This window comes from Streptomyces sp. NPDC048442, assembly GCF_040651475.1.
Lineage (GTDB): Bacteria > Actinomycetota > Actinomycetes > Streptomycetales > Streptomycetaceae > Streptomyces.
This window is the reverse complement of the sequence record NZ_JBEZKB010000023.1, coordinates 24784-37020: the sequence shown is the minus strand read 5'-3', so window position 1 is coordinate 37020 and position 12237 is coordinate 24784. Positions and strand designations below refer to the sequence as shown.

Genomic DNA, 12237 nt, shown 5'->3' with positions numbered 1-12237 from the left:
CGATTCGTGGGGGGAGAGACCATCGTGCAGTTCCGCTACCAGGCCTTGCAGCGCAAGAGGGAACCCGACGAGCTGGACGCACCGGTCCTGCTCGCCGCACCCCGCGGCTGGATCGCCGTCTTCGTCGTCATGATCGTGATGGCCGGGGCCTGCGTCTGGGCCGCCTTCGCACGCATCGACGTCACCGTCGACGCACCGGGCGTCCTCAGCCACCCCGGCGGCACCAGCCAGGTGCAGAGCCCCTACACGGGGATGGCCCGCGAGCTGCTCGTCCGGCCGGCCCAGCAGGTACGGGCAGGTCAGGCGGTGGCCCGGCTGACCGACGGCGCGGGACGCGTCCGTACCGTCACCAGCCCGTTCGCCGGAAAGGTCATCAGCGCGACGATGACCAGCGGCCAGATCGTCCGGGTCGGCTCCACCCTCGCCACCGTGGAACGCACCGACCTGCCCGGCGACCGCCTGGTCGCCCTGGTCTTCGTCCCCGCCGACCAGGCCGCCAGGCTGGTCCCGGGCCGTCCCGTCGCGCTGTCGGTGTCGACCGCGCCCCCGGCCGCGTACGGGCTGCTGCGCGGCACGGTCGCACGGATCGACCCGTACCCCCTCACCCGGGAGGCCCTCGCCTCACTGGTCGGCGGCGATCTCGCCGCGGACGGCTACCACAAGGGCCAGGCCCCGCGCCTGGTCACCGTGGACCTGCTGCCCGACCCTCAATCGGCGTCCGGATACGCCTGGTCGACCACCCACACCCCGCCCGTCGCGCTCGGTTCACAGACGTCGGTGTCGGCCTCCATCGAGCTGCGCACCCAGTCGCCGCTCGATCTGGTCCTGGGCCGTTGAGTTGAGGAGACTCCCATGACCGACACCAAGACCCCTGCGACGGCACCCGCGCCACCTCCTGCCGTACGGCGTCCCCGCCGCGCCGCCTCCCGGTCACGGCGCCGGGCCAGGCGCCGGGCCCACCGCGTGCCCACCGTCCTCCAGATGGAGTCCGTGGAGTGCGGTGCGGCCAGCCTGGCCATGGTCCTGGCCCACTACGGGCGCCACGTACCCCTGGAGGAACTGCGGGCCCTGTGCGGTGTCTCCAGGGACGGCGCGAAGGCCAGCTCGCTGATCGCCGCCGCCCGCTCCTTCGGGATGGTCGCCCGCGGTTTCCAGGCCGAGGCGGACCTGCTGCGCGCGCAGCAGGGCCCGGTGATCATCTTCTGGGCGTTCCAGCACTTCATGGTGGTCGAGGGCATCTCGACCCGGTTCGGCCGGACCCTGGTGGCCGTCAACGACCCGGCCGGCGGGCCGCGGTTGATGGAGTGGTCGGAGTTCGACTCGGGCTTCACCGGGATCATGCTCACCTTTGAGCCGGGACCCGACTTCCGCACCGGTGGACGCCGCACATCCACCGCCGCAGCCCTGCTCGGCCGCCGGCTGCCCTCCGGGCGCGCGCTCCCGCTGGTCCTCCTGGCCAGCCTCCTCCTGGTGATCCCCGGCATCATCGGCGCCGCCTACCAGCGTGTCTTCATCGACCGCATCCTCGGCGCCGGGTCCACCGGCGCGGTGCTGCCCCTGGTGGGGGCGATGGCGGGCACCGCCCTGATGATCTTCGTACTCACCTCCGTCCAGCAGCACTACCTGCTCCGGATGGAGATCCGCGCGGGCCTGATCGGCTCGGCGCGCTTCTTCCGCCATCTGCTGCGCCTGCCCATCGAGTTCTTCCTCCAGCGCAGGCCCGCCGAGGTCGCCAAGCGGGTCGCGGGCAACGACACCGTCGCGATGATCCTCTCCCGCGACCTCGCCGCCACGGTCATCAACCTCGTCCTGGTGGTCTTCTACGGCGGCCTGATGCTGCGCTACGACGCGATCCTCGGCGCCATCGGCCTGCTCAGCGTCGCGCTCAACATGATCGTGCTGCAACTGGTCGCCCGCTCCCGCAAGGACGCGGTCGGCGCACTGCGCACGGACCGCGGCAGCCTGGTCGGCACCACCTTCGCCACCCTCTCGACGATCGAGTCGGTCAAGGCGACCGGCGCCGAACCCGACGCCTTCACCCGCTGGGCGGGCTTCCTCGCCAAGGTCACCTCCGCCCAGCAACGCCTGGGCCAGGCCACCGCCGTACTCATCGTCATCCCCCCGCTCCTCGCGGTCGTCAACATCGGCGTCCTCCTCCTGGTGGGCGGCCTGCGCGTGGTCGACGGCGCCCTCAGCGTCGGCATCCTCGTCACCTTCCAGACCCTGCTTGCCGCCCTCAGCCGCCCGGTCACCCAGCTCACCAACCTGGGCAGCCGCCTCCAGGACCTGGACGCCGACCTCAAACGCATCCACGACGTGGAGAAATACCCCCAGGCCCGCTGCTTCGACCCGACCGCCCCGGGCAACGGCGAGGCCCCGGGGGCCGGTGGCACCCCGGTCAACCGCCTCGACGGCGAACTCACCCTCCGCGACGTCACCTTCGGCTACGGCCCCCTCGCCCCACCGGTCGTCACCGGCCTCAGCCTCACCGTCGCCCCCGGCTCCCGCACCGCCGTAGTCGGCGGCTCGGGCAGCGGAAAGTCCACCGTCGGCCGCCTCCTGACCGGCCTCTACGAACCCCGCTCCGGCCAGATCCTGCTCAGCGGCCGCCCCCGCGAGGAGATCGGCCGCACGGTCCTCGCCGCTTCGATGGCGTACGTCGACCAGGACATCGCCCTCTTCGCCGGCACGGTCCGCGACAACCTGACCCTCTGGGACGACACCGTCCCCGACGAGGTCGTCCTGGACGCACTGCACGACGCGGCGGTCTTCGACGAGGTGATGGCCCGGCCCGGCGGCCTCAACGCCACCGTGTGGGAACACGGCGGCAACTTCAGCGGCGGCCAGCGCCAACGCCTCGAACTGGCCCGCGCACTGGCCGCCCGCCCCACGCTCCTGGTCCTCGACGAAGCGACCAGCGCACTGGACCCCGCCACCGAACGGACCGTCATGGACAACCTGCGCCGCCGGGGCTGCGCCTGCCTGATCATCGCCCACCGCCTGTCCACGGTGCGCGACGCCGACGAAATAGTCGTACTCGACCGGGGCCAGGTCGCCGAACGAGGCACCCACGACGAACTCGTCGCGGCAGGCGGCAGCTACGCGGCCCTGTTCGAGTCCAGCACCGCGGAGGAGCGTGACGCCCTGTGAACACCCCGTTCCCCGAGAACACTCCCACCCCCGACAGCACCCCCACCCACCCCACTCCGCCCTCCGACAACACGCCGACCAAGGCCCCCCCGACACCCGCTGCCGCACCGACCGAGGGTGCCTCGGCTCCTGGCCTCCCGCCCACCGAGGACGCCCCCACTCCCGCCCGCACCCCCACCCCTCACGCTCCGCCCTCCGGCATCGCGCCTGCCAGGGGCGGCGCCCCAGCCCCTGACCTCCCGCCCACCGAAGTCTCCCCGAGCCCCGGCACCACCCTCACCGCCGCGCCCGCGATCGCGCCCGCCCGAACCCTCTGCCTCGATGCCCCCGGGCAGCTCCTCTACATCGAGTCCGGTGCGGCCGACCTCTTCGCCGTCGACCGCGGTACCGATACCGCCCGTGCCGGTCGCCGGCATTTCCTCTGTCGGGCCGGGGCCGGGGCCCTGTTGCTGTGCGGGACCTCCGACGAGCGGCGGCACACCGTGATCGCCCGGCCCGTGCTGGACTCGCGGCTCACCCGGCTTCCGCTCTCCGTCCTCGACGACATCCGGGCGGGCCGCGCCACCCTCCCGCAGCCGGCCGGTGCCCGGCCCGTCGAGCTCGACCACGCCCGTCTCCTCGACGGGCTCACCCTCGGCCTCACCACCCTCGCCGAGGTCTTTCCCGGCTCCCTGCCGCCACGGCAGTTCACCTCGCTCAGCCCCTCCGGGATCACCGAGCTCGCGGAGCACGACGTGACCCGGTCCGTCGACGGACTGCGCTTCGTACGGGTGGAGTCCGGGCTGGTCGACCTCGGCGACCCGGCCACCGAGAACGGCACCCCCGGCGACCTGGGCACCGAAACCGACGAACTCCCCCTGGAATCCGCGGGTCCTGGAGCCGTGGTCTGCCTCACCGAGCGCGACTGGCTGCGCGCTCGCACCCCCGCCCGGCTGACCACGGGATCCCTCCTCGACGTGTACCGGCAGGGCCGGCTCATCGCCGTGCTCACCGGGCACGCCGCCCGGCTGCGCACCACCGTCGACCACCGCATCGCCGTCCTGCGCAGCAGCGAACGCGCCGAACTCGCCGCGCGCGCCGCCAAGGACGAAGCCGTCCTGTCCACCACCGTGCGCAGTTTCGACGCCGTCCTGCACGACACCGAGGCCCGCGTCCGGCTCGCCGACGTCGCGACCGACCCGCCCCTGCTCGCCGCCGTACGGCTCGTCGCGTCCCGGCAGGGCTTCTCCGTACGTCCTCCCGTGCAAGGCAGCGGCCGGCGCAGGTCCGACGGTGACGACCTGCGTGCGATCGCTCTCGCCTCGGGCGTCCGCACCCGGGGCGTCCGGCTCGACGGCCGCTGGTGGACGACCGACCTCGGCCCGATGGTCGGCTACCGCACCGCGGGCCGGCCCGTCGCCCTCCTCCCGCTCGGCCGCGGGTACGTCATGGTCGACGACGGCCGCGTCACCCCCGTCACCGACCAGGCCGCGGTCCTCCTGCGCAACCAGGCCGTGGTCCTCTACCGCCCCCTCCCCGAAGCCGTGCGCGACGTCCCGAGCCTGCTGCGCTTCGGCCTCTCACCGTCCCTGGGACACGGCCGCGACCTGAGCCGGTTCGCCGTGACCGCCGTCCTGGTCGCGGTGATCGGGCTGGTCATCCCGGTGATGACCGGCAAGGTGCTCGGCACCTTCGTCGCCGCCGCCGAACGCGACCTGATCGTGCAGGGCGCCCTGGTCGTGATGGCCTCGGGGCTGGTGACCGCCATGCTCTCGGTCGTCCAGAACCTCGCCGTACTGAGGATGGAGAGCCGGGCCGGCGCAGCCATGCAGGCCGGCCTCTGGAACCGGCTGCTCTCCCTGCCCGCCGCCTTCTTCACCCGCTACTCCACCGGCGAACTCGGCACCACCGTCCTCGGCGTCACCGCCGCCCAGGAACTCCTGTCCGGCATGCTCACCACCGCCGTACTCGCCCTGATGACCGGCCTGGCCAACCTGGCACTGGTCTTCGCCTACGACGTACGCCTGGCCCTGCTCGCCGTCGCCCTCACCGGCTTCGGCGTCCTCGTCGCCGCCGTCGCCGGACGACTCCAACTGCGCTGGGCCCGCCGCGAGTACCAGCACGAACAGGCCATGTCCGCCATGGTCTTCCAGTTGCTCACCGCCATGCCCAAGCTGCGGGTCGCCGCCGCCGAGGAGCGGGCCTTCGCCGAGTGGACCCGGCTCGCCGCGCACGGCCACACCCTCTCCGCCCGGGTCCGCCGCATTCAGAACGCGGTCACCACCTTCAACGCGGGTTTCCCGCTGGTGTGTTCGGCGATCGTTTTCGCCGTGACTGCGGGGGCGCTGCACGGGCAGATTCCGCTCGCCACCTTCCTGCCGTTCTACGCCGCCTTCAATCTGCTGCTGTCGGCGGGACTGCAGTTCACGGCCGCCGCAGTCACTGCCGTAGGCACCGTACCGATGCTGGAAAAGCTCGCGCCGATCCTCGAAGCGACCCCGGAGAACGACGGCACCAAGGCCGATCCGGGCGACCTCTCCGGCCGGGTCTCGGTCTCCCACCTGTCCTTCAGGTACGGGCAGGACGGCCCGCTCGTCCTCGACGACATCAGCCTCACCGCGCAGCCGGGGGAATTCATCGCCGTGGTCGGCGCGTCGGGCAGCGGCAAGTCGACCCTGCTGCGGCTGCTGCTCGGCTTCGAGACACCGCTGTCGGGCAGTGTGCTGTACGACGGCCAGGACCTCGCCGAGCTCGACATCTCGGCGGTACGCCGCCAGTGCGGAGTCGTCCTCCAGAACGGCGCGCTCCAACCGGGCGGGATCCAGGCCAACATCGTCGGCTCCGCCGGGCACACCCTCGACGACGCCTGGACGGCCGCGGAGATGGCGGGCCTCGCCGACGACATCCGGGCCATGCCGATGGGCATGGACACCGTACTGTCCGAGGGCACCAACACCCTCTCCGGCGGCCAGCGCCAACGCCTCATGATCGCAAGGGCGTTGGTGGCCCGCCCCCGGCTGGTCTTCTTCGACGAGGCGACCAGCGCCCTGGACAACCCCACCCAGAGCCTCGTCGCCGAGAGCACCCGCCGGCTGAACGCCACCCGGCTGGTCATCGCCCACCGGCTGTCCACCGTGATCGACGCGGACCGCATCGTCGTCATGGCGGGCGGCCGGATCGTCCAGCAGGGCACCTACGAGCAGCTGCTCGCGGAGACCGACGGGCTGTTCGCCCGGCTGGCCGGACCCCAACTGTCGTGAACGCAAGGCCCGTTGCCCTCCGCCGTACCATGACAAGTGCTCTGTGCAAGGAGATCGCAAAACGGCCCACGCCCCACAGGCCCCGGTGTCACGATCACCCGAGTTTCACCACCCCCGCACGCCGCCCCCGCACCGCGCACGGCGTACCGAAAAATGAGCAGAGGACACCGCCATGAGCGAGCGACCGCAGACCGCAGTCACCAACCCGAACGTGATCTTCCCCGTCCTCTACGCGCTGGTCGTCATCGTGGTCGGCGCACTGGCCGACGGTAAGGTCACGGCCATCGTCGCCGTGGTGGGCGCCGTACTGCTGGGTCTCTACTTCGCGTTCGGCCGCCGGGGCCGCACCCGCAACTGACGTACGAGCGGGGCCCGTTCAGCAGAACGGACCCCGCTCGCGGCGACCACCGCAGGCACCCCTCAGGCGGCCTCGGGCTCCTGCTGCTGCGCGGCGGCGGCCATCCTGGCCCGCCCCTTCTTCCCGGTCTGGATCGTGTACGTCATGAGTCCGGCCAGCACCACGAACGGCAACACGTTCGACACCCCGACCATGGTCTTGGTGTCGAGCGCGAACGTGAGCGCCACGCGCACCGCGGACTCGACGAGGAACGCCACGCCCCAGATGACGGTCAGCCGCCGCTGGCTGCTCCGGAACCCGGGATACGCCTCCCAGAGGCCGTTCCAGCGCGCGATGGACTCCTCGCTCCCGTCGGTCGCGAACTTCCGCCCGAAGTAGAACATCACCGGGCGCGCCAGCAGCAGGGTTCCCAGGAACGCCAGCCCCAGCAGGCCGGTCAGGGCGGAGTCCTTGATGAAGACGAGCTTCTCGCTCCTGAAGGCGAACGCGCCCACGGCACTCAGCAGCAGCAGGAGCAGGATCATCACTCCGAACTCGTCGACGCGCCGGTTGATCGCGAAGAAGATGCCCACCTCCACCAACGGCCACCCGGCGATGAGGAAGAGCGCCGTCACCGGCTGTACGCCGTGGTCGGTGAGCATCCCGTACGTCACCCAGGGCAGCACCACGCTGAACAGGATGGTCGGGCCCCAGTTGAGCAGGACGGATTTGGGCATGGAGGATCCCCCAGGTCGCGATCACGAGAAAGGCCGAGCGGCAGCACGCGAGAGAAAGACCTCCGGAGTACGAGCCCCTCGGATCCTAGAAGATCAACTTCCTGGCGGACCCGGCTTTGCCCACGCTTTGCAGCCTCCCCGCCCAACCATGACGCAAGAGGCCTCCCCGACCCCGACCGCGGCCCTGACCGCGGCCCTGACCGCGGCCCCGGCCCCGACCGCGCCGCCGTTCAGCGCCGCGACCGCACGATCGTGAACACCGCGCCCTCCGGGTCCGCGACCACCGCGAGTCGGCCGTACGCGCCCTCGCGCGGTGGCTGCAGGACGTGGCCACCGAGATCCGAGACCAGCCGGGCCGACTCGTCGGTGTCCTCGACCTCGAAGTACGTCATCCAGTGCGCGCCCCGGTCGCGGGGCAGCGCGTGGCCCACGCCGTGCAGCGAGGCCACCGGGTGCTTGTCGACCAGCAGCGTCGTGAAGTCGAAGTCGGCCGAGACGACCGCCTCCGCGTCGTAGCCGAACACCGCCTGGTAGAACTTCACGATGCCGGCCGTCTCGCGCGTCACCAGCTCGTTCCAGACCGGCGTCCCCGGCGCCCCGGCGACGGCCGTGCCCCGGTGGTTCGCCGCCTGCCAGAGACCGAACACCGCGCCCGCCGGGTCGGCCGCGAGCACCATCCGCCCCGCGTCGCCCGCGTCCAGCGGGCCGACCGCGACGGTGCCGCCGCTGCTGGTGATCGCCTGCGCGGTCGCCCCGGCGTCGTCGGTCGCCATGTAGGGCGTCCAGGCGGTGGGCAGATGCCGGTCGGCGGGCAGCTGCCCGATGCCGGCGACCTCGTGCCCGTCGAGCACGGCCCGGACGTACGGGCCGAGCTGCACGGGGCCCGGCAGGAACTCCCAGCCGAACAGGGCGCCGTAGAACTCCTGGGTGCCGGCCAGTCGGTGCACCATCAGGCTCACCCAGCACGGGGTGCCGGGCGTGTGCCGTGCGGCAGCCTCGGTCATCGTCTTGTCTCCTCGGACCATTCGTGGTGGCCGTAACAGGATGACGACCGGTGCACGAGTGCGCACCAAGTCGTTACGGGGCGTGCACGCCGTTGTGCGGTACGGATTCGTGCCCCGTGCAGATGCTTGCACCACCCGGCGTGCGGCGCGCCCCAACCGCGCCGCGCGTCCCGTTTCGACCTCGTTACGAGACGGTCGGCCCCGAGAGGCGTTCCGGGCGGGCCGGGTGCTGCGCGAGGATGGCCCCCATGAACGCCATCATCTCCGCAGCCGACCTCGCGAGCGAGTCGGCAGGCCCCCGTCCGCCCGTCCTCCTCGACGTCCGCTGGCAGCTCGGCGGCCCGAATCTGCGCCCCGACTACGAGGCCGGCCACCTGCCCGGCGCGGTCTTCGTCGACCTGGACGCGGAGCTTGCCTCAGCCCCTGGTTCCGGCGGCCGGCACCCGCTGCCCGACCCGGCGGACTTCGGTGCGGTGATGCGCGGGGCCGGAGTCCGCGCGGGGACGCCGGTGGTCGTGTACGACGGCGGGCTCGGCTGGGCGGCGGCGCGCGCCTGGTGGCTGCTGCGCTGGACCGGGCATAAGGACGTACGCGTACTGGACGGCGGGCTCGCGGCCTGGCAGGGCGAGCTCTCCACGCAGACCCCGGCCCCCGACGAGGGTGATTTCCAGCCAGTTCCGGGCGGCGTGGGACTGCTGGACGCCGACGCCGCGGCGGAACTCGCGGACAAGGGGCTGCTGCTCGACGCCCGCGCCGCCGAGCGCTACCGGGGCGACGTCGAGCCCATCGACCGGATCGGCGGCCACATCCCCGGCGCGGTCTCCGCCCCCACCAGCGAGAACACCGCTGCGGACGGCCGCTTCCTGCCCGCGGCGGAACTCAAGGACCGCTTCGGGGCCCTGGGCGCCTCCCGGGTGCCGGCCGTCGGCGTGTACTGCGGGTCCGGGGTCTCCGGCGCCCACCAGGTGCTGGCCCTGGAGCTCGCGGGCATCCCGGCGGCGCTGTACGCGGGCTCCTGGTCCGAGTGGTCATCGGACGCGTCCCGCCCGGTGGCCACCGGACCCGAACCGCGCTAGCCGTACGCATGACGAGGGGCCCGTACGCCGGACGTACGGGCCCCTCGTCACGACGGCGTACCCGCCGTCTACTCCTGCTTCTTGCGGCGCGTACCGAAGACGATCTCGTCCCAGCTGGGCACCGCGGCCCGGCGGCCCGGACGCACTCCGTCAGCCTCGGCCTGCCGGTCCGTCGTCCCGACCAGGCGGTCCCGGTGCCCGGCCACGGCACGGGGCATCAGTACATCCGCGTACGCCGATCCCGCACCCGCGGAGGCCGCGGGCGGCTCCTCCGGCACGGACTCCTGCTCGTCCAGATCGATCGGGGACGGGGGCTCGGGAGGCGCCGGCGGAGCAGGCCGCTCCGGTACGACCATGTCGCCCCGGAAGCTGGGCACCGCCTCAAGAAGGCTGGTCAGCGAGTCGCGGTCGTTGCCGCCCTCGTCGGCGTCCAGTGCGGCCGGGGGCGCAGGGCGCTCCAGCTGCCGGTCCAGGGCGCGGTCGAGCGGCCGGTCCAGGGAACGGTCGAGGGCGCGGTCCAGCGGCCGCTCCAGAGAACGGTCCAGGGCGCGGTCCAGCGGCCGGTCGCGCGGCAGCCGCGCGATCCGGGGCACGAACGGGAAGCTCGGCTCGGGAGCCGCCGGAATGTCGTCGCTCTCGCCGATCAGCGAGCGCGCCTCGTCGTCCACGGCCGCGACCAGCCTGCGCGGCGGGTCGTACGTCCAGCTCGCCGAGTGCGGTTCGCCCGCGACCCGGTAGACGAGGAGGACCTCCCAGGTGCCGTCGTCGCGGCGCCAGGAGTCCCACAGCACGGTCTCCTTGTCGGCGCCGCGCAGCAGCAGACGCTCCTGCACCGCCTCGCCGAGCTGGGGTCCCGCGTTCTCGCCGGGCCGGCGGACCGGGGTCTTGCGGGCTCGCTCGGCCATGAAGGCGCGCTCGGCGAGCACGGGGCCCTCGAAGCGGCGCACCCGGTCGACCGGGATACCGGCCATCTGGGCGACCTCTTCGGCCGAGGCTCCGGCTCGTATCCGCGCCTGGATGTCGCGAGGGCGGAGGTGACTCTCCACCTCGATCTCGATCTGGCCGAGGCGGGCGCGGTCGTTGCGGACGGCGGCACGCAGTCGCTCGTCGATCGGAAGCGTGTACTCCGTGCTGTCCGCAGCCTTCAAAACCAGCCGTGTGCCGTCGTTGCTGACGGCCACGACACGCAGTTCGGGCATGGGGACCTCCCGGGTGGTGCCTGCCGACGTCACGTGCGTCGCTGCTTCCGCTAGTCGAGTGTGGCCTGCCCGGGTGCAGCCTGCCACTACCTTGCCGTGTTGCCCGGCGTGTCGGGCATTGCGCCCTGGTTCGCCGTTATGGCACGGTGACCTGTTGTCGACGCAAAGTAACCATTGGTCACCCTGTGTAGCAGGTACCCGTTCGATGCCGTGGCGCCGCCGGTGCGAGTGCCGTTCGGCCCCCTCCCGAAGGGTCCGGACGCCCATGGGGGAGACCGGATCCAGGGCTCGCCACAGTACTCCATTCGGGCCACATGGGTGGACCGGCGCGCCACCGAAGTTCTCCCCGCGCACGGGAGTTGCTGCGCCTCCTGGGGGTCAACCTCATGAGGCCCCTCATGCCCCCACTGACGGGGCATGACGCCGTCAAGTGTCCTGATTCACAGAAAGACCAGAAGCGGAACTATTCACTTCGCCCAAATGTCTATTCCAGTAGCAAGGTGGAACGGATGGGCAAACAGGGGCTGTAGATGGACAAGAAGCTTGATACCGGTGAAGAACCGGTCAAGCGCCGCATCGACCTGAGCGTGGCGCAGGTCGCGGGCAGTGCCGTGGCCGCCGTGGTCGCGGCCGTGCTGGCATCCCAGCTGGGTGTGTACGGAACGGTCATCGGCGCCGGTGTGGTCAGCGTGGTCGCGACCAGCGGCGGAACGATTTTCCAGCACTTCTTCCGGCGCACCGGGGAGCAGCTGCGCGAGGTCACCGTCCACGCGAAGCCGAAGGGCCGGCAGCCGTACGTCGACGACGCCACACGGGTGCTGCGGTCGGTCGAGGTGCCGACGGGCCTGGGGAAGGGGCAACCCTCGGAACCCTCGGGGCTTCCCGGGGCCCTTCCCGAGGACGGGGAGTTCACCGAGGCCACCGTGCACGGCACGCGCGTGCGTGGCTGGAAGCGGTCGGCGATCGGGGCGGCGGTGGTGTTCGCGGTCGCGATGGGCGGGATCACGACGTACGAGCTTCTCTCGGGCCACGACCTCAGCGACGGCAAGGGCACCAGCGTCGTGAACTTCGTCCGCGGCGGCGGCGAGAAGAAGGACCCGCCCGCCGAAACGCCCACCACCACCGGCCCCGGCAGCAGCACCCCGGACACGGACCGGACCCCCGGCAAGGACACCGGCGGCCGGACCCCCGGTCCCGGCACCAGCGCGAGCACGGGCACCGGCACGAACGGCACCGGCGGCCAGGAGACGCCCGACCCCGGCGCCACCACTCCCGCCCCGGACCCGAGCAAGGACGCCGCGAGCGGTGGCGGCGAGAGCCCGCCGCCCACCTCGCCCGCGAAGGAGACGCCGAAGGGCAACGCGGACAGCGGCGACGGCAAGGGGACGGACGGCACTGATGCCGCCCGGAGCGCCGCCGGCGGCGCCGAGCGCGCCCCCGCCTCCGCCGGGAGCACCCAGGCCCCGTAACGGCCCGTCGGGCACCCGGCGGCGGA

9 protein-coding genes are annotated in these 12237 nt (G+C 72.3%); 6 read left to right on the top strand and 3 right to left on the bottom strand.

Annotated features, from left to right (window positions below; translation table 11 throughout):
- Nucleotides 1-6 precede the first annotated feature (6 nt).
- From AB0D18_RS29005 to AB0D18_RS28990, 4 genes are all read left to right on the top strand, one after another.
- Nucleotides 7-837 carry an HlyD family efflux transporter periplasmic adaptor subunit gene (locus tag AB0D18_RS29005; protein WP_362424817.1) on the top strand — a complete coding sequence of 277 codons (831 nt, stop codon included), beginning with the start codon at nucleotides 7-9 and terminating at the stop codon, nucleotides 835-837.
- A gap of 15 nt (nucleotides 838-852) precedes the next feature.
- The gene (locus tag AB0D18_RS29000) at nucleotides 853-3150 is read left to right on the top strand and encodes an NHLP family bacteriocin export ABC transporter peptidase/permease/ATPase subunit (RefSeq protein WP_362424814.1); all 2298 of its coding nucleotides are present in this window, start codon (nucleotides 853-855) and stop codon (nucleotides 3148-3150) included.
- Nucleotides 3147-6389: an NHLP bacteriocin export ABC transporter permease/ATPase subunit gene (locus AB0D18_RS28995; protein ID WP_362424811.1), complete on the top strand. Its 3243-nt coding sequence runs from the start codon at nucleotides 3147-3149 to the stop codon at nucleotides 6387-6389. Before AB0D18_RS29000 ends, AB0D18_RS28995 begins: the two co-directional genes overlap by 4 nt.
- Before the next feature lie 172 nt (nucleotides 6390-6561).
- Nucleotides 6562-6747 (top strand): hypothetical protein, encoded by a 186-nt coding sequence (locus tag AB0D18_RS28990; protein WP_362424808.1) that lies wholly within the window; start codon nucleotides 6562-6564, stop codon nucleotides 6745-6747.
- A gap of 62 nt (nucleotides 6748-6809) precedes the next feature.
- Here AB0D18_RS28990 and AB0D18_RS28985 read toward each other — a convergent pair whose 3' ends face one another.
- Entirely contained in the window at nucleotides 6810-7463 is a 654-nt protein-coding gene (locus tag AB0D18_RS28985) for a VC0807 family protein (RefSeq protein WP_362424805.1), read from the bottom strand.
- Between the two features lie 230 nt (nucleotides 7464-7693).
- Entirely contained in the window at nucleotides 7694-8467 is a 774-nt protein-coding gene (locus AB0D18_RS28980) for a VOC family protein (protein ID WP_362424803.1), read from the bottom strand.
- A gap of 248 nt (nucleotides 8468-8715) precedes the next feature.
- Between AB0D18_RS28980 and AB0D18_RS28975 the strand changes: the two genes are divergently transcribed.
- Nucleotides 8716-9543, top strand: a complete 828-nt coding sequence (locus AB0D18_RS28975) for a sulfurtransferase (RefSeq protein WP_362424800.1) — start codon at nucleotides 8716-8718, stop codon at nucleotides 9541-9543.
- Between the two features lie 68 nt (nucleotides 9544-9611).
- On the opposite strand, the gene sepH is transcribed toward AB0D18_RS28975, so the two are convergent.
- The gene (gene sepH / locus AB0D18_RS28970; protein WP_362424798.1) at nucleotides 9612-10742 is read right to left on the bottom strand and encodes a septation protein SepH; all 1131 of its coding nucleotides are present in this window, start codon (nucleotides 10740-10742) and stop codon (nucleotides 9612-9614) included.
- 530 nt (nucleotides 10743-11272) lie between these two features.
- On the opposite strand from sepH, the gene AB0D18_RS28965 reads away from it, so the two are divergent.
- Nucleotides 11273-12211, top strand: a complete 939-nt coding sequence (locus AB0D18_RS28965; RefSeq protein WP_362424795.1) for a hypothetical protein — start codon at nucleotides 11273-11275, stop codon at nucleotides 12209-12211.
- The last annotated feature ends 26 nt before the right edge of the window (nucleotides 12212-12237 follow it).

Coding starts and splice junctions, on each gene's coding strand:
- AB0D18_RS29000 (WP_362424814.1), top strand. CDS start 853: ATGACCGACACCAAGACCCCTGCGACGGCACCCGCGCCACCTCCTGCC.
- AB0D18_RS28990 (WP_362424808.1), top strand. CDS start 6,562: ATGAGCGAGCGACCGCAGACCGCAGTCACCAACCCGAACGTGATCTTC.
- sepH (WP_362424798.1), bottom strand. CDS start 10,742: ATGCCCGAACTGCGTGTCGTGGCCGTCAGCAACGACGGCACACGGCTG.
- AB0D18_RS28985 (WP_362424805.1), bottom strand. CDS start 7,463: ATGCCCAAATCCGTCCTGCTCAACTGGGGCCCGACCATCCTGTTCAGC.
- AB0D18_RS28975 (WP_362424800.1), top strand. CDS start 8,716: ATGAACGCCATCATCTCCGCAGCCGACCTCGCGAGCGAGTCGGCAGGC.
- AB0D18_RS28980 (WP_362424803.1), bottom strand. CDS start 8,467: ATGACCGAGGCTGCCGCACGGCACACGCCCGGCACCCCGTGCTGGGTG.
- AB0D18_RS28965 (WP_362424795.1), top strand. CDS start 11,273: ATGGACAAGAAGCTTGATACCGGTGAAGAACCGGTCAAGCGCCGCATC.